The sequence below is a fragment of the Actinophytocola sp. KF-1 genome (assembly GCF_054661535.1).
The window spans coordinates 51,489-67,248 of sequence record NZ_BAAFVK010000016.1; the positions used below are offsets into that span (position 1 = coordinate 51,489).

The 15,760-nt window shown below is 72.8% G+C and carries 17 protein-coding genes; 11 read left to right on the forward strand and 6 right to left on the reverse strand.

Annotation, left to right across the window (positions count from 1 at the left end; translation table 11 throughout):
- Positions 1 to 5 precede the first annotated feature (5 nt).
- From ACYQ77_RS37925 to ACYQ77_RS37945, 5 genes are all read left to right on the forward strand, one after another.
- Entirely contained in the window at positions 6 to 314 is a 309-nt protein-coding gene (locus ACYQ77_RS37925) for a hypothetical protein (RefSeq protein WP_459720759.1), read from the forward strand.
- A 61-nt stretch (positions 315 to 375) separates the two neighbouring features.
- On the forward strand, positions 376 to 852 hold the full coding sequence (ybaK, locus tag ACYQ77_RS37930) for a Cys-tRNA(Pro) deacylase (RefSeq protein WP_459720762.1): 477 nt from the start codon (positions 376 to 378) through the stop codon (positions 850 to 852).
- A 36-nt stretch (positions 853 to 888) separates the two neighbouring features.
- Complete coding sequence (locus tag ACYQ77_RS37935) at positions 889 to 2,340, forward strand: SDR family oxidoreductase (protein WP_459720765.1); 1,452 nt, start codon at positions 889 to 891, stop codon at positions 2,338 to 2,340.
- On the forward strand, positions 2,337 to 2,693 hold the full coding sequence (locus ACYQ77_RS37940; protein ID WP_459720767.1) for a hypothetical protein: 357 nt from the start codon (positions 2,337 to 2,339) through the stop codon (positions 2,691 to 2,693). The genes ACYQ77_RS37935 and ACYQ77_RS37940 overlap by 4 nt, the downstream gene beginning before the upstream one ends.
- Entirely contained in the window at positions 2,690 to 3,985 is a 1,296-nt protein-coding gene (locus ACYQ77_RS37945; RefSeq protein WP_459720770.1) for a cryptochrome/photolyase family protein, read from the forward strand. Before ACYQ77_RS37940 ends, ACYQ77_RS37945 begins: the two co-directional genes overlap by 4 nt.
- On the opposite strand, the gene ACYQ77_RS37950 is transcribed toward ACYQ77_RS37945, so the two are convergent.
- The 4 genes from ACYQ77_RS37950 to ACYQ77_RS37965 form a co-directional block, all read right to left on the reverse strand.
- Entirely contained in the window at positions 3,959 to 4,753 is a 795-nt protein-coding gene (locus ACYQ77_RS37950; RefSeq protein WP_459720772.1) for an alpha/beta fold hydrolase, read from the reverse strand. The genes ACYQ77_RS37945 and ACYQ77_RS37950 overlap by 27 nt on opposite strands.
- The gene (locus ACYQ77_RS37955; protein WP_459720775.1) at positions 4,750 to 5,250 is read right to left on the reverse strand and encodes a TIGR03086 family metal-binding protein; all 501 of its coding nucleotides are present in this window, start codon (positions 5,248 to 5,250) and stop codon (positions 4,750 to 4,752) included. The genes ACYQ77_RS37950 and ACYQ77_RS37955 overlap by 4 nt, the downstream gene beginning before the upstream one ends.
- 63 nt (positions 5,251 to 5,313) lie before the next feature.
- A complete protein-coding gene (locus tag ACYQ77_RS37960) occupies positions 5,314 to 6,528 on the reverse strand; it encodes an RNA polymerase sigma factor (RefSeq protein ID WP_459721182.1) in 1,215 nt (404 codons plus the stop codon).
- Complete coding sequence (locus ACYQ77_RS37965; protein ID WP_459720778.1) at positions 6,519 to 6,857, reverse strand: YciI family protein; 339 nt, start codon at positions 6,855 to 6,857, stop codon at positions 6,519 to 6,521. The genes ACYQ77_RS37960 and ACYQ77_RS37965 overlap by 10 nt, the downstream gene beginning before the upstream one ends.
- Before the next feature lie 113 nt (positions 6,858 to 6,970).
- Between ACYQ77_RS37965 and ACYQ77_RS37970 the strand changes: the two genes are divergently transcribed.
- The 4 genes from ACYQ77_RS37970 to ACYQ77_RS37985 are packed head-to-tail and all read left to right on the forward strand — an operon-like array spanning position 6,971 to position 10,814.
- Positions 6,971 to 8,206 (forward strand): MFS transporter, encoded by a 1,236-nt coding sequence (locus ACYQ77_RS37970; RefSeq protein ID WP_459720781.1) that lies wholly within the window; start codon positions 6,971 to 6,973, stop codon positions 8,204 to 8,206.
- 55 nt (positions 8,207 to 8,261) lie between these two features.
- Positions 8,262 to 9,002, forward strand: coding sequence for an SDR family oxidoreductase (locus ACYQ77_RS37975; protein WP_459720783.1), 741 nt, complete (start codon positions 8,262 to 8,264; stop codon positions 9,000 to 9,002).
- Complete coding sequence (locus ACYQ77_RS37980) at positions 9,002 to 9,877, forward strand: SDR family NAD(P)-dependent oxidoreductase (protein WP_459720786.1); 876 nt, start codon at positions 9,002 to 9,004, stop codon at positions 9,875 to 9,877. The genes ACYQ77_RS37975 and ACYQ77_RS37980 overlap by 1 nt, the downstream gene beginning before the upstream one ends.
- A 13-nt stretch (positions 9,878 to 9,890) precedes the next feature.
- Positions 9,891 to 10,814 (forward strand): LysR family transcriptional regulator, encoded by a 924-nt coding sequence (locus tag ACYQ77_RS37985; RefSeq protein ID WP_459720789.1) that lies wholly within the window; start codon positions 9,891 to 9,893, stop codon positions 10,812 to 10,814.
- Here the strand turns inward: ACYQ77_RS37985 and ACYQ77_RS37990 are convergent.
- Positions 10,758 to 11,990, reverse strand: coding sequence for a GGDEF domain-containing protein (locus tag ACYQ77_RS37990; protein WP_459720792.1), 1,233 nt, complete (start codon positions 11,988 to 11,990; stop codon positions 10,758 to 10,760). The two genes, ACYQ77_RS37985 and ACYQ77_RS37990, sit on opposite strands and share 57 nt — an antisense overlap.
- 492 nt (positions 11,991 to 12,482) lie before the next feature.
- Positions 12,483 to 14,018 (reverse strand): LLM class flavin-dependent oxidoreductase, encoded by a 1,536-nt coding sequence (locus tag ACYQ77_RS37995; RefSeq protein ID WP_459720795.1) that lies wholly within the window; start codon positions 14,016 to 14,018, stop codon positions 12,483 to 12,485.
- Between the two features lie 63 nt (positions 14,019 to 14,081).
- On the opposite strand from ACYQ77_RS37995, the gene ACYQ77_RS38000 reads away from it, so the two are divergent.
- Both ACYQ77_RS38000 and ACYQ77_RS38005 read left to right on the forward strand, forming a co-directional pair.
- Positions 14,082 to 14,564: a MarR family winged helix-turn-helix transcriptional regulator gene (locus tag ACYQ77_RS38000; RefSeq protein ID WP_459720798.1), complete on the forward strand. Its 483-nt coding sequence runs from the start codon at positions 14,082 to 14,084 to the stop codon at positions 14,562 to 14,564.
- 90 nt (positions 14,565 to 14,654) lie between these two features.
- Positions 14,655 to 15,752, forward strand: coding sequence for an ROK family transcriptional regulator (locus ACYQ77_RS38005; protein ID WP_459720800.1), 1,098 nt, complete (start codon positions 14,655 to 14,657; stop codon positions 15,750 to 15,752).
- Positions 15,753 to 15,760: the final 8 nt, after the last annotated feature.

Here is a 15,760-nt window from a genome sequence, read left to right on the forward strand (position 1 = left end):
TACCGGTGAGTTCCCGGCCGCGCAACCGTCACACGGACGTGGACGAGACGACGTTCGCCGACCTGACCGAGGCGCACCGCCGCGAGCCGCGCGTGCACAGCTACCGCCTGCTCGGCTCCGACCAGGACGCGGAAGACCCGGACTCGCTGCTCGACGACCTCGTGGTGTCCCGCGAGACGATCGAGCCGGCGTTCCTCACCGCCCTCCAGCACCTGCCCGGCAGGCACGGCCATGTAGCGGCGGCTCGGCGAGATGCTGGCCGAGGACGCCGCGTGCGGGCAAGCGCGTGGCGGCCGGGAAGGTCGCGGAGCTGACGGTCTACCCGCGAGCCTGTACCCCGCGTTCGGTCTGCCCGCGGCCGTCTAGATTTGCCCCATGGCTGGCAAGGGCACTCCGGCGATCGCGCTGCTGGTGAAGAAGAAGGTCGCGCACCAGGTGCACGAGTACGACCACGACCCGAGGTCGGACTCCTTCGGGCGGGAGGCCACCGAGTTGCTCGGGCTGCCCGCCGAGCGGGTGTTCAAGACGCTCGTCGCCGAGGTGGACGGGAACCTCACGGTCGGGGTCGTGCCGGTCGCCGGGTCGCTGGACCTCAAGGCGCTCGCCGCGGCCGCGGGTGGCAAGAAGGCGAAGATGGCCGACGTCGCCGCGGCCGAGCGGGCCACCGGGTACGTGGCGGGCGGCATCTCGCCACTGGGCCACCGCAAACGTTTGCCGGTCGTGGTCGACAGCTCCGCCGAGCGGTTCGACACGATCTTCTGCAGCGGCGGCAGGCGCGGGCTGGAGATCGAGGTCGCGCCCGCCGACCTGGTGGCGCTCGCGCAGGCGAAGGTCGCCGCCATCAGCGCCTGATCTGCGGTGTCGCGCCCGGTGGACGACGATCGGGCAATGCGGTGCGTGGTGTTCGGGGCGACGGGGTACATCGGCGGGCGGCTCGTGCCCGCCCTCCTCGAGGCGGGCCACGCCGTGCGCGCGGTCGCGCGGGACCCCGGCAAGCTCGCGGAGACGCCGTGGCGGGACCGCGCCGAGGTCGTGCGCGCGGACCTCGCCGACGTCGGCTCGGTGCGGGCGGCGCTGGACGGGCAGGACGTCGTCTACTACCTGGTCCACTCGCTGCAGCGGAAGGACTTCGTCGACCACGACCGCGAGCTGGCGACCACGCTCGCGACGGCCGCGCACGACGCGGGCGTCCGGCGGATCGTCTACCTCGGCGGCATCGCACCCGACGGTGAGGAGCTGTCGCCCCACCTGGCGTCGCGCCGCGAGGTCGGCGAGGTCCTGCTGGCGTCCGGTGTGCCGACGGCCGTGCTGAACGCGGCGGTGATCATCGGGTCCGGGTCGGCCAGCTTCGAGATGCTGCGCTACCTCACCGAGCGCCTGCCCGCGATGGTCACGCCGCGCTGGGTGCACAACCGCATCCAGCCCATCGCCGTGCGGGACGTCCTGCACTACCTCACCCACGCGGCCGGCCTGCCCGCCGACGTGAACCGGGCGTTCGACATCGGCGGTCCCGACGTCCTCACCTACCTCGACATGATGCGCAGGTACGCGGTGGTCGCGAAGCTGCCGAGGCGGGTCGTGGTGCCCGTGCCGGTGCTGACGCCGTGGCTGTCGGCGCAGTGGGTCAACCTCGTCACGCCCGTGCCGCGCAGCATCGCCGTGCCGCTCATCGAGTCGCTGGTGCACGAGGTCGTGGCGCGGGACCGCGACATCGCCGCGTACATCCCCGACCCCGACGAGATCCACGTCGAACGCGCCATCGAGCTGGCGCTCGCGCGGATCCGCCGCTCCGACGTGCCGACCCGCTGGTCCGACGCGGGCGCGCCGTCCGACCCGCTGCCCACCGACCCCGACTGGTCCGGCGGCAGCGTCTACACCGACGTCCGCGAGCTGGCCACGAGCGCGGACCGGGAGACGTTGTGGCAGGTCATCGAGGCCATCGGCGGCGAACACGGCTGGTACTCGTTCCCGCTGGCGTGGTCGGTGCGCGGGTGGATCGACCGGCTGGCAGGCGGCGCCGGGCTGCGCCGCGGTCGCAAGGACCCGCGCCGCCTGCACACCGGCGAGGCGCTCGACTGGTGGCGGGTCGAAAGGCTCGACCGACCCAACCTCCTGCGCCTCCGCGCCGAAATGCGGGTACCGGGCCGTGCGTGGCTCGAGCTGTCCGCGGAACCAGGCGAGAACGGAGGGTCGGTGTACCGCCAGCGAGCGATCTTCGAACCCCACGGGCTGGCCGGGCACGTGTACTGGAAGTCGATCGCGCCCTTCCACGACATCATCTTCGGCGGCATGGCGCGCAACATCACCGGCGCCGCCGAACACGAGGAGACGACACCATGAGATTCCTGCTGCCCCGGCTGCTCGGCGTCGCGACCGCCGCCTACGGCGCCGCGATCACGGCACGACCCGAGCTGCTGCTGAAGCCGTCCGGGCTGCCGAGGGACGAGGAGAACCTGCACACGTTCACCCGCACGCTCGGCGTCCGCGACTTCGCATCGGGCGTGGCGATGGCGGCCGCGCCGTCGCGCGGGGCGATGCGGGTCGCGCTGGGCGTGCGGGTCGCGTCCGACCTCGGTGACCTGGTCGTGCTGGGCCGGGCGCTGGCCGGACGGCCGGAGCGGAAGAAGGTCGTGGCGATCGCGGGCGGCTGGGGCCTGCTGTGCGCGCTGTCGGCGCTGGCCACGCGTAGATGACCGCCACGGTCGCCGTCTTCACCCGTGACCTGCGGGTCCGGGACAACCCGATGCTCGCGGCGGCGGTCCGCGGCGCGGACGAGGTGGTGCCGCTGTTCGTGCGGGACGACCGGATCACCGGCAGCGGGTTCGCGGCGGGCCGCAGGAAGTTCCTGAACGAGTCCCTCACCGACCTCGACGCGTCACTGCGCGAGCTCGGCGGGCGGCTCGTCGTGCGGGACGGCGACCCGGTGCGGGAGGTGTACGCGGTCGCGCGGGAGGTGCGGGCCGCGCGGGTCCACATCGCAGGCGACGTGTCGGCGTTCGCGCGGGCGCGGGAGAAGGCGCTGCGGGACGCGCTGCCGTGCGAGTTCGTGGTGCACGACGACGTGCACACGGTCGTGCCGCCGGGGGCGATCACGCCGTCGGGGTCCGATCACTTCTCAGTGTTCAGCCCGTACCACCGGCGGTGGGCGGACTTCCGGTGGCGGGACGAGGCGCCGAAGCCGGCGCGGATCACCGTGCCGAAGATCCACGCGGGTGCCGTGCTGTCCGCCAGCGGCGACGGTTTCCCGGGCGGCGAGACGGCGGCGCGCAAGCGGGTCACGTCGTGGCTGCGGACGTCGGCGGCGTCCTATGCGGACGACCACGACGCGCTGGCCGCCGACCGCACGTCGCGGCTGTCGCCGTACCTGCACCTGGGTTGCGTGTCGGCGCTGGAGGTGGCGCGCCGCGGGTCGGCGTCGGAGGCGTTCGTGCGGCAGCTGGCGTGGCGCGACTTCCACCACCAGGTGCTCGCGGCCCGGCCACGCGCCGCGCACGACGACTACCGGCCCCGCGGCGACCGCTGGCGCGACGACGAGGAGGCGCTGGCGGCGTGGCGGGCCGGGGAGACCGGGATCCCGATCGTGGACGCGGGGATGCGGCAGCTGCTCGCCGAGGGCTGGATGCACAACCGCGCGCGGCTGATCACCGGGTCGTTCCTGACGAAGACGCTGTACGTGGACTGGCGGGCGGGCGCCGCGCACTTCTTCCGGCACCTGCTCGACGGCGACGTCGCGAACAACTGCATGAACTGGCAGTGGGTCGCGGGCACCGGCACCGACACCCGCCCGAACCGCGTCCTCAACCCGCTGCGGCAGGCGGAACGCTTCGACCCGGACGGCGACTACGTCCGGCGGTACGTGCCGGAGCTGTCCGCTGTGGCCGGCAAAGGCGTGCACCGCCCGTGGGAGCGGCCGGTGAAGGGCTACCCGGCGCCGATCGTCGACCTCGCCGAGGCCCGGTCACGGTTCCTGGCCGCCCGCGGTTAGCGCCAGGACCTCCTTCGCCACCACCGGCCAGTTGCGGCTCGGGAACTCGTGGCCCGTGTTCGGCAGGACGACCAGGCGGGCGCCCGGGATCTCGCGGGCCAGCGCTTCCCCGTGCGGCAGCGGGAAAAGCGGGTCCGAGTCGCCGTGGATGATCAGGGCCGGCACCGTGATCTCGGGTAGCCGGTGGCGCCACGAGCCCGATCCCTCGACCGCGTAGTGGTTCTTCTGGCTGGCCTCGTGGTTCGTCGTCCTGGCCACCGCGATCGTGGCGATCGCGCGGATCTCCTCCTCGTCGAAGGGTTCCGCCGACATGGCGCGCTGGCTCGCCACGAGGTACTCGACGACCGCGGCGTCGTCGGTCCAGTCCGGTTCCGGCGGGAACTCGACCGGGAGCATGCCCGGCAGGTCCGGGTCGCCGGGGCCGGCGGTCGTCGACATCGCCGTCAGGGACAGCACCCGGGACGGGAACCGCAGGGCCATCTCCTGCGCGATCGCGCCGCCCGCCGAGATGCCGGCCACGTGCGCGGCCTCGACCCCCAGCGAGTCCAGGACCGCCGCCGCGTCCGTCACCAGGTCCATCCCCGTGTACCCGGGCTCGCCCGGCGGGTAGCTGGGCGCGTCGCCGGTGTCGCGGTGGTCGTAGCGGATCACGTAGCGGCCCGCCAGCATCCGGCAGAACGCCGGTGGCCACCAGTCCATCGACGCGCCGGCGCCGTGGATGAGCAGCACCGCCGGGTCGTCGGCGGAACCGAACGTCGACACGCTCATGCGACCCTCCCCAGCTTGGCCAGCAGCACCGTCATGGGCTCGTCCGACGCGGGTTCGACCGGGGGCGCGTACATGCCCGCCGCGGGCGGCGGACCGACCTCCGCGAGAACGGACGCCACGACCTCCGGCGCCGGGGTGTACGGCACGCCCGCGCCGCGCGCCACGTCCCACCCGTGCACCAGCGACTCCGACACGCTGATCCGCGCGATCACCGACCCCGGGGTGTCGCCGAACGGGAACGGGTGCGACGCCGCCAGCACCGCCGGGTCCCCGTACACGGCGAGGCACCGGTCCGCGGCGTCCCGGTAGGCACGCACGAGGTCGTCGCCGCGGTAGGCGTCGGGGCCGCCGTCGACCGCCGCCGCGAAGAAGCACATCGCGTCCACCAGGTGGTTCGCCACGTCCCGCACCGTCCAGCCGTCGCACGGGCTCGGCGCCGTCCAGTCCGCCACCGCGGCCAGCGCCGCCGCCGCCGGGTCGTACGCCTTCGTCAACATCAGGGTCCTCCTTCGATCCGTCTCGGCCCACCGACGAACGGCGGCCGCCCGGATCGACACCCCCTACGGAGAAACCTCCGCGAGCCTGCCGGACAGGTAGCGCCGCTCCACGTCGGACGTGGCCAGCGCGAGCGCCGCCCGGTACTCGGCGGCCGCCTCCGGCGCACGGCCCATGCGCCGCAGCAGGTCCGCGCGGGTGGCGGGCAGCAGGTGGTAGCCGTCGAGGCCGGTCAGCGAATCCACCAGTTCGAGGCCCGCGGCGGGGCCGTGGGCCATCGCGACGGCGACCGCGTGGTTCAGCGCCACCACCGGCGACGGCACGTACCGGCCCAGCTGCTCGTACAGCCCCGCGATCTGCGCCCAGTCCGTGTCCTCGGCGGTCTTCGCGGTCGCGTGGCACGCCGCGATCGCCGCCTGCACCTGGTACGGGCCCGGTTTCCGCTGCCGCAGCGCGGTCTCCAGCAGCGTCAGGCCCGCCTCGATGGCCGCCGCGTTCCACAGCGACCGGTCCTGGTCCTCCAGCGTCACCAGGTCACCGGACGCCGACACGCGGGCCGGGGTCCGCGCGTCGTGCAGCAGCATCAACGCCAGCAGTCCCGTGGCCTCCGGCTCGTCGGGCAGCTGCGACACCAGCACCCGGCCGAGCCGGATCGCCTCGGCGGACAGGGTGCGCCGCACCAGGTCCTCGCCCTCCGACGCGGCGTACCCCTCGTTGAACAGCAGGTACACCACGCCCAGCACGGCGTTCAACCGCGCGGGCAGCAGTTCGGCGGGTGGCACCCGGTACGGGATGCCCGCGTTGCGGATCTTGCGTTTCGCGCGCACCAGCCGCTGCGCCATCGTCGCCTCGGGCACCATGAACGCCCGCGCGATCTCGCCCGTCGTCAGGCCGGCGAGCGTGCGCAGCGTCAGCGCGACCCTCGCCTCGAAGGCGAGCGCGGGGTGGCAGCACGTGAAGATCAGCCGCAGGCGGTCGTCGCGGATCTCCGGCGGCGGCTCGTCGTCACCGGACGGCAGCGCCGCCAGCTCACGCAGCTTCTCGGCGCCGACCTTCTCGCGCCGCAACCGGTCCAGGGCGCGGTTGCGGGCGGTGGTGGTGAGCCACGCACCAGGTTTGCGCGGGATCCCGTCCTGCGGCCACCGGTCCAGGGCCTGCGTGAACGCGTCCTGCGCGCACTCCTCGGCGAGGTCGAAGTCGCCCGTCAGCCCGATCAGCGTGGCGACGACCTGACCCCACTCGTCCCGGAAAGCGGCCGAAACCGCGTCGTTCACTCCCAGATCGGCCGCACCTCGACCATGCCGTACTTCGCCACCGGGTGCGACGCGGCGATCTCCAGCGCCTCGTCCAGGTTCGCGCACTCGATCACGCTGAACCCGCCCATCTGCTCCTTGGTCTCCGCGAACGGCCCGTCGGACAGCAGCACCTCGCCGTCACGCACCCGCACGGTCGTGGCGTCCGAGGGCGGCCGCAGGACCTCACCGGAGAGCAGCACCCGCCGCCGCGTCATCTCCTCGATCCACGCGACGGCCTCGTCCTCGCCGCACACCTCCTGGGACGTCCGGTCGGAGCCGTCGTCCTCGCCACCGATGAGCAGCAGGTACCGCATACGGCCATGTTCTCACGCAACGGGGTCCGTTCAGCCCTGTCCGGCGAGGTTCACCTCGTAGTACCGTTCGTATCTGGACGATGGCGGAAAGTAGCGGGTGCTGGGGAGGGCTTGTGGCTACCGACTCGCCGGTCAGCTATCGCGTGCTGTTCGGGAACCCCGAGTTCCGCGCGTTGTTCTCCGCCCACGCCGTGTCGATCGTCGGCGACCAGTTCGCGCGCGTCGCGCTGTCGGTGCTGGTGTTCGCCCGCACCGGGTCGCCCGCGTGGACCGCGGTCACCTACGGGCTGACGTTCCTGCCCGACCTCGTCGGCGGCCCGCTGCTGTCCGGTCTCGCCGACCGCCACCCGCGCCGCGGGCTGATGGTGACCGTCGACGTCACCAGGGCGTTGCTGGTCGCGGCCATGGCACTGCCGTGGGCGCCGCTGTGGGTGGTGTGCGTGCTGCTGGTCGGCGTGCAGCTGGCCGGCGCCCCGGCGACCGCCGCCCGTGGCGCGCTGATGCCCGCGGTGCTCGGCGACGACCTCTACCCGGCCGGGCAGGCGGTGCTGCAGACCGTCACGCAGGCGGCGATGGTGCTCGGGTTCGCCGGCGGCGGCGCGCTCGTCGCGACCGTCGGCACGAGCGGGGTGCTGCTGGCCGACGCGGGCACGTTCCTGTTCTCGGCCGCGGTCGTGTGGCTGTGGGTGCGTTCGCGGCCGGTCCCGGGAGGCGACGGGCCGGTGGTGCGCAGGACGTGGTGGTCCGACCTGTCCCGCGGCACCGGGCTCGTGTGGTCCGACCCGCGGTTGCGCGCGCTGGTGCTGTTCGCGTGCGTGTCCGGGATCTACATCGCGGGCGAGGCGCTTGCCGTGCCGTACGCGGACGCGCTCGGCGGCGGCGCGGTGCTGGTCGGGATCATCTTCGCGGCGTTCGCGGCCGGGGCGGCGGCGGGCATGCTGGTGGTCGCGCGGCTTCCCCTGCCCATCCGGCTGCGGCTGCTGGCGCCGCTCGCGGCCGCGTCGTGCGTGCCGCTCGTGGTGTGCCTGGTCGACCCGCACCTGGTGCTGGTGGTCGTCCTGTTCGTCGCGTCCGGCGCGGGCAGCGCGTACCAGGTGATCGCGTCGACGTCGTTCGTGCTCGCGGTCCCGGACGAGCGGCGGGGGCAGGCGCTGGGACTGGCCGTGACCGCGATGAAGGTGGCGCAGGGGCTCGGCGTGATGCTCGCGGGCCTGGCCGCCGAGGCCGTCGCGCCGCACCGGGTCGTCGGCTTCGCCGGCCTGCTCGGCGTGGCCGCGGTGCTGGCGATCGGCTGGACGTGGCGGGCGGCCAACGGGCGCGACCGCGTGCTCAATGCGTCCAACGCATAGTCAGCATCAAAAGGTTGCATTGGACACATAGTCGGTCGTGGCGCACGCTGGGGGCATGACCGAAACACAGCAGAGAGTGGCCATCGTGACCGGCGGGTCGCGGGGCATCGGCAGGCAGACGGTGTCGCGGCTGGCGCAGGACGGCTTCGCGGTCGTCGTGGTCTACGCGGGACGTGCGGCGGACGCGGACGCGGCCGTCGAGGAAGTGACCGCCAAGGGTGGCCGCGCCATCGCGGTGCGGGCCGACGTGGCGGACGAGCAGGCCGTCGCGGCGCTGTTCGACCGGACCGAGCAGGAGTTCGGCGGAGTCGACGTCGTGGTCAACGCGGCGGGCATCATGAACAACCCGACCCCGCTGGTCGACCTGTCGCTCGACGAGCTGGACCGCATCCTGCGCACCAACGTGCGCGGCACGTTCGTGGTGTCGCAGCAGGCGGCCCGCCAGGTCCGCCGGGGCGGCGCGATCATCAACTTCTCCAGCTCCGTGACGCGGCTGCGGCAGCCGGGCTACACGCCCTATGCCGCGAGCAAGGGCGCGGTCGACACGATGACGCTGATCCTCGCCCGCGAGCTGCGCGGCCGCGACGTCACCGTGAACGCGGTGGCGCCCGGACCGACGGCGACCGCGCTGTTCCTCGACGGCAAGCCCCAAGAGGTCATCGACGGCCTCGCCAAGGCGGCGCCGCTGGAGCGGCTCGGCGAACCGGAGGACATCGCCGAGGTCGTGGCGTTCCTCGCCGGGCCCGCCCGCTGGGTCAACGGCCAGGTCCTGTTCGCGAACGGGGGTATCGCGTGATGAGCGGAGCTCGCGGAGCGAACAGCGCGTCAGCCGCGATCCTGATCTCCGGGGCGTCCAGCGGCTTCGGCGCGCTGACTGCTCGTGCGCTCGCCGACGCGGGGCACACCGTGTACGCGGGCATGCGCAACGCGGCCACGCGACCGGAAGCCGAGGAGGCCCGGGCACACGGGCTGATCCCGGTCGAGCTGGACGTGACGTCCGACGCGTCCGTCGACGCGCTCGACCTGCCGGACCTGGACGTCATCGTGCACAACGCGGGCCACATGGTGACCGGCCCCGCCGAGGCGTTCACGCCCGAGCAGTACGCGTCGCTCTACGACACGAACGTGCTCGGCACACAACGGCTCAACCGCAAGCTCCTGCCCGCCATGCGGGCCCGCGGCGACGGCCTGGTCGTGTGGGTCGGCAGCTCCAGCACGCGCGGCGGCACCCCGCCGTACCTGGCGCCGTACTTCGCGGCGAAGGCCGCCATGGACGCGCTCGCGGCGAGCTACGCGCTCGAACTGGCGCGCTTCGGCATCGAGACGTCGATCATCGTGCCGGGCGCGTTCACCAGCGGCACCAACCACTTCGCGCACAGCGGCAGCCCGGCGGACACCGCGGTGGCGGCCGAGTACGAGCCCCGCTACCCGGGCCTCATGGACCAGGTGGGCGCCGCGCTCGCGGAACTCGAGCCGCCGACCGCCGACGTCGCCGAGGTCGCGCGGGCCATCGTGCGGGTCGTCGACGCGCCGAAGGGCACCCGCCCGTTCCGCGTGCACGTCGACCCGGCCGACGACGGCGCCGCGGTCGTGAACGCGGTCGCCGACCGGGTGCGCGCGGAGTTCCTGCGCCGCATCGGCCTCGCGGACCTGCTGCACCCGGCGGCGTGAGATCGTGCGGGTCGTGCGCACGAACCGGCTGCAAAGCGTCGACCTGAACCTGCTGGTCGCGCTGGCCGCGCTGCTCGAGGAGCGGCACGTGTCGCGCGCGGCCGACCGGATCGGTCTCTCGCAGCCGGCCACCAGCAGGGCGCTGCAACGCCTGCGGCACACCCTCGACGACGAACTGCTCGTCCGCACGCGGGACGGCTACCAGCTGACCCCGCGTGCGGAACGCATCCAGCGGGAGCTCGCGACCGTGCTCCCCCGGCTGGAGATCCTGTTCGGCGGCGAGCGCTTCGACCCGGCCACCGCGACCGACCGGTTCCGGCTCATGGCCACCGACTACATGACCTCCGTGCTCGGGCCCGGGCTGCTGCGCAGGATGTTCCGCGACGCGCCCGGTGTGGCCGTGACGTTCAACCCGTGGCACGACGGGGTGTTCCAGGACGTGTCGCACGGGCTCGTGGACCTCACGTTCGCGGCCGTGTCCGTCGACCCGTCGCTGCGCAGCGAGCTGCTGTTCGAGGAGCGGTTCGTGTGCCTCATGGCGGCGGACAACCCCTTGGCGGACCGGGAAGTGCTGACGCTGGCGGAGTTCACCGGCGCCGCGCACGCCGTCGTGGAGGTGCTGCGGGGCGAGCAGTCCGCAGTGGACAGACGGCTCACCGAGATGGGCACGCACCGCACGGCGGCGCTGTCGGTGCCCTACCACACCGCCGCGGTGCTCGCGGTCCGGGAAACCCGCCTGGTGGCGACGATCCCGTCCCGCATGGCGGCCACTGTGGACGATCCACGGCTGCGTGTCGTGCGTGCGCCGGAAGAGGTCGAGGCGATGCCGTACCTGATGTCGTGGCACCCGCGCCTCGACGACGACCCGGCGCAGCGCTGGTTACGAGACCTTGTCCGAGTCGTCGCGAACGAGACCGAGCCGCGTCCACTCCTGTGACCGGCGCGCGGCCGGCAACGACAGGCGCACGGCGTCCGCGACGCGGGTGCGGTCGCGGCCCTCGGTCTTCGCGTCGTAGAGGGCGGCGTCCGCGGCCAGCAGCAACGAGGTCCGCTCCGTGCCGTGGTCGGGGTACACGGCCGCACCGACCGACGCGGTGAGCCCGCGGACCACCCGCATGTCCCCGTTCAGGTCCGGCACGGTGACCGCCACCTCGGCGACCGCGGCCCGCACCCGTTCCGCGGCGGCGCGCACGTCGTCCGCGCCGAGCCCCGGCAGCACGATGGCGAACTCCTCACCGCCGTACCGGCCGACCATGTCGTGCCCGCGCACCGCGTGCTTGATCGCGTCGGCGACCGCGCGCAGCACGAGGTCGCCCGCCAGGTGGCCGTAGCGGTCGTTGACCCGCTTGAAGTGGTCGAGGTCGATCAGCAGCACGCCGAGCGAGCCGCCGAGCCTGCCGGAGCGGTCCAGTTCGTCGTTCACCAGCTTCGCCCAGAACACCGCGTCGAACAGCCCCGTCTTCGCGTCACTGCGGCTGGCGTCGCGGAACTGCGGCATCAGCAGACCGGTGTGCAACGCGAGCACGGTGACGATCAACAGCGGCGTCCACCACGGCCGCGCGGTCATCACCACCGCGATCCCACTGCCGAGACCGACCGCGCCCGCCAGCATCAGCTGGTCCGTCGCGGGCCCGACCGCGGCCCGGACCGGGCGGTCGAGGTTGGTGGCGAGGATCACGATGACGACGAGCCCGTGGTTGATCACCCGGTAGGCGGTGCCCGCGGCGACGACCACGAGCAGCCCGCTCGGCCCGTCGAGCGCCGCCGCGAACGGCACCTCGCTGTCGGGATACACCAGGTGCAGCACCATGTACCCGCCCAGGCACCCGAGCACGACCGTGGCGGCGGAGAACACCTTGCGGTGCGCCAGCGCGCGGAACCGGTACACGCGTGCCCACGAGTGCAGGTACCCCAACGCGATCAGCGCGCACAGCAGCGGCGGTGGCAGCAGGAGCACCCCGGCGAACAACCACACCGACAGCAGGTGCACGTACGGCGTGCCCTCCGCGCCCATCTCGCGGATGCGCTCGATCCCGCTCGCCGCCTCCAGGTAGATGATCGAACCGAGCAGCAGCAAGCCGAACCAGAGCCAGTGCATACGGGAAACGGGCACCAGGGATATGGTGCCCGTCGCTGCACAGATGGCGATTAATTCGACTGTAAGGATGTATACGACGACTGGCTTGGCGAGGGACCATAGACGCCAGTGGCGTGGCAAGAGCCGCTTCATCCCCTGGGCAGGGTTGGAATTTTCTCTTCCACCCACCATGATTCCCCTCCGCAGTGGGGTCTCACTGTAACGGCTCCGCAACACACTGTCGCGACTCCAATCGAGTGACCGGCAGGCCATCACCCACGAGGAGATGCAATGAACACCAGCACCGCACACAAGAACACCCGCCCGGCCGACCGCCGGAAGAGCCGCCCCAGCGAGTGGCGCTGACCCACCCCCAGACACCGCGAGTCGCGCTCTCGCGCATACCGAGTTGTCAGTTTCGTGCACCCGCCAAGGGATCGCGGCGGACCAAGATCGACACGAAACCGCACATTCGATGTGCGCGAGAGCGCGACTCGCGGTGTTCCAGGGCGTGACTCGCGGGCGGGGTCAGTGGCGGATCGGTAGGCGTGCCATGGGTTCCACCAGTTCTCGTTCCTCGTACGACAGGTGGGACAGGAGGGTGTCGGTGAGCAGGTCCACCGCCGCCGACAGCTCGGTGATGCCCTTCGGGTCGCTGACGGTGGCGACCAGTGCCGCGTCCACGCGTTCGAGCACGTCGTGGATGACGTGGTGTTCCTCGGTCAGGCGGTCGAGGACGGGACCAAGGCGGGCGTCGCCGCGGCGCAGTTGCGGATAGAGCTGCCGGTCCTCCAGCGTGTGGTGCACGGTGACGAGCCGGCAGTAGCTCTCGCAGTACGCGCCCAGCGTCCAGTTGTTCTGCCGCATGGTCATCGTGTTGATCTCCGAGCGGGCCGCGCCGACGTCGAGTGCGCCGTCCGCGACCTGCTTCACCAGCGACCGCACCCTGGCCAGCTCGGCACGCAGGTGGTCGTGGATGTCGATCAGCTGCTGGCTGCCCGCACGCCCCGCGGCCGTGTACACCGCGCCGGGGGACGGCACGGGTCCGGTCGGCCGCGCCGACTCGTCCCACAACCGTTCCGGCGACAGCCTCGTGCCGTCGTCCGGGGTCGGGGTCACGCCGAGGCCCTCGGGCACCTCGACGACGGCCGGCGCCGGAACCGTTGCGGTGCCGAGGTTCCGCTCCTGGTCGACCAGCTCACGCACGCCCGGCACGACCTCCTCGGCGAACCGGCGCAGGTCGTCGTCGCCACCGGCGTCGACCATCAGCACGAACCCGCTCATCCCTTCGGTGAGCGCGAGTTCGGCCAGCTGCTCGACCCACACCTTCGCCGGGCCGCGCAGGAACTCCCCTCCGTTGCCGGAAAAGCTGCCGCCGATGTTGTAGAGCCGCCGGACGTCCGCCGGTGACCGGCCCGCCTCCGCCGCGGCCTCGTCGATGATCCGGTTCATCTCCGTGAGCTGCTCCGGCGGCGCGTACGGGCTCGACGGCAGCCAGCCGTCGGCGGCCCGGCCGGTGAGCCGCAGCATCCTCGGTTTGTAGGCGCCGAGCCAGATCCCGATGTCGTGCGCGGGGAACGGCCCTGGGTGCGCGCCCTTCAGCGTGTAGTGCTTGCCATCGAACTTCGCGCCGCGGCCCGGCGTCCACAGCGCGCGGATGACCTGGATGGCCTCGGCGAGCGCGTCGATGGACTCCCCCGCGCTCCGGCGCGGCCCGCCCATCCCGGCGATGGCGTCCCAGAACGCGCCGGCGCCGAGCCCCAGTTCGACGCGCCCGCCGGTGATGATGTCGAGGCTCGCGGCGCTGCGGGCCAGCACGGCGGGCGGCCGCAGCGGCAGGTTGGCGACGTTGGGGAACACCCGCACGTGCTCGGTCGCGGCGGCGATGACCGACAGCGACGTCCACGTGTCCAGGAACTGCGCCTGGTACGGGTGGTCCTGGAGGCTGACGAGGTCCAGCCCCGCGGTGTCGGCGAGACGCGCGAGCCGCAGGGTCTCGCCGAACCGGTCGGCGGCGGGCGGCAGGAAGACACCGAACTCGAGTTCGTGGCCGTAGTCTGGCATACCGACGATATTACACACAGATGTTCTGTCCGACAGACGTTCTGTGTCGGCTATCATCGTGGGGTGGCAGCACTCGACGGCGACCTCGGCTGGACGCTCGGCGTGGTCTTCCGCGCCTACGTGAAGGCGACGGACGCGGCGGTCGGCGACCTGCCCGGCAGCCACCGCGGCTACCAGATCCTCAAGGCCGCCACCGAGGAGGCGCCGGAGAGCCAGTCCGCGCTCTGCCAGCGCCTCGGCATCGACCGCACGGTCATGACCTACCTGCTCGACGACCTCGAACGCGCCGGCCTCGTCGCCCGCAAACCCGCGCCTGCCGACCGCCGGACGCGGCTCGTCGTCGCCACGGACACCGGCCGCGAGCGCCTCGCCGAACTCGACCGCCGCCTCGCGCACGCGGAGCGCCACGTGCTGTCCAGCCTCGACGCGGCCGACCGCACGCAGCTGAAAGCCCTGCTCGGCAAGCTCGCCACGCACGCGAACTCCCTGGACCCGGTGTCCGACGCGTGCACGATCGTCGAGGACCTGGCGACCCACCACCCCTGATCGTCCCTTGACTCGGGTCTGCGCTCCGCCTTACCTTCTCCGGGAATGGTTAGACAGACTGCCTAACCAATGGCTCGAAGGGTCGAGGGCGTGACACAACAGGCCGGTTCCTCCCGTCTGCTCCGCGAGATCAACGAGTCCGCGGCGCTGCGCCTGCTGCTCGAACGCGGCCCGCTGACCCGTGGTGACCTGCGTGAACTCACCGGTCTCGCCAAGCCGACGACCTCCGACGTGATGCGCCGCCTCCAGGACGCGGGCCTCGCGCGGGTCGTGGGCCGCACGAGCGGTGGCCCCGGCCCCAACGCCGACATCTACGACGTGAACCCCGACGCGGCGTACGCGGCCGCGGTGTCGCTGCAGGAGAAGGACTCGACGCTGGTCACGGCCATCTGCGACCTCGCAGGCGAGGTCCGCGCGCGGGTGACGACCGACCTCGAGGCCGACCCGGTCCGCTCGGTCGTCGACGCCGTGCGCACGGCGTCCCGGCAGGCGGCGGTCGACCGCCTCGACCACGTGCAGCTCGGCGTCCCCGGCGCCCACCACGACGGCACGATCCGCTACGTCGACGTGCCCGGCTGGTCGCGGCCCGGCCTGATCGACGACATCCGCACCGCGCTCGCGACCGAGGTGAACGTCGACAACGACGTGAACCTGGCCGCCACGGCCGAGCGCTCGCGCGGCATCGCGAAGGACGTCGACAGTTTCGCCCTGCTGTGGCTCGGCGAGGAGGGCCTCGGTCTCGGCATCGACCTGAACGGCCGGATCCTGCGCGGCGCGCGCGGTGGCGCGGGCGAGATCGGCTACATGCCCGCCGGCCCCGACGGCGACTTCCAGGAGCTCGTCGGCGGCCCGGCCATCCTCGCGCTGGCCCGTGCCCACGGCGTCGCAGCCGACAGGGCGGCCACCGCCGCGACGGACGAGCGGCTGCTGCGCCCGCTCGCCGCGCGCATCGCCTACGGCATCGCCGCCGTCGTCGCCGTGCTCGACCCCGCCATGGTCGTCCTCGCGGGTGAGGTCGGCCAGGCAGGCGGCACCGCGCTCGCCGAGGCCGTCGGCGTGGCGCTGCGCGAGCTTTCCGTTCTGGACACCGAGATCGCCGCCACCGGTCTCACCGAGGACGCCGTCCTGCTCGGCGCGCTCGACACCACCCTCACCGCGGTCCGCACCGCGCTGCTCTCCCGCCGCTAGGAGGCACC

Bases quoted from the DNA above. Each gene is read 5' to 3' on its own strand.
- ACYQ77_RS37980 (WP_459720786.1), top strand. From the start codon at position 9,002: ATGAGCGGAGCTCGCGGAGCGAACAGCGCGTCAGCCGCGATCCTGATC.
- ACYQ77_RS37965 (WP_459720778.1), bottom strand. From the start codon at position 6,857: ATGCGGTACCTGCTGCTCATCGGTGGCGAGGACGACGGCTCCGACCGG.
- ACYQ77_RS37940 (WP_459720767.1), top strand. From the start codon at position 2,337: ATGAGATTCCTGCTGCCCCGGCTGCTCGGCGTCGCGACCGCCGCCTAC.
- ybaK (WP_459720762.1), top strand. From the start codon at position 376: ATGGCTGGCAAGGGCACTCCGGCGATCGCGCTGCTGGTGAAGAAGAAG.
- ACYQ77_RS37995 (WP_459720795.1), bottom strand. From the start codon at position 14,018: ATGCCAGACTACGGCCACGAACTCGAGTTCGGTGTCTTCCTGCCGCCC.
- ACYQ77_RS37950 (WP_459720772.1), bottom strand. From the start codon at position 4,753: ATGAGCGTGTCGACGTTCGGTTCCGCCGACGACCCGGCGGTGCTGCTC.
- ACYQ77_RS37955 (WP_459720775.1), bottom strand. From the start codon at position 5,250: ATGTTGACGAAGGCGTACGACCCGGCGGCGGCGGCGCTGGCCGCGGTG.
- ACYQ77_RS37975 (WP_459720783.1), top strand. From the start codon at position 8,262: ATGACCGAAACACAGCAGAGAGTGGCCATCGTGACCGGCGGGTCGCGG.
- ACYQ77_RS37945 (WP_459720770.1), top strand. From the start codon at position 2,690: ATGACCGCCACGGTCGCCGTCTTCACCCGTGACCTGCGGGTCCGGGAC.
- ACYQ77_RS37935 (WP_459720765.1), top strand. From the start codon at position 889: ATGCGGTGCGTGGTGTTCGGGGCGACGGGGTACATCGGCGGGCGGCTC.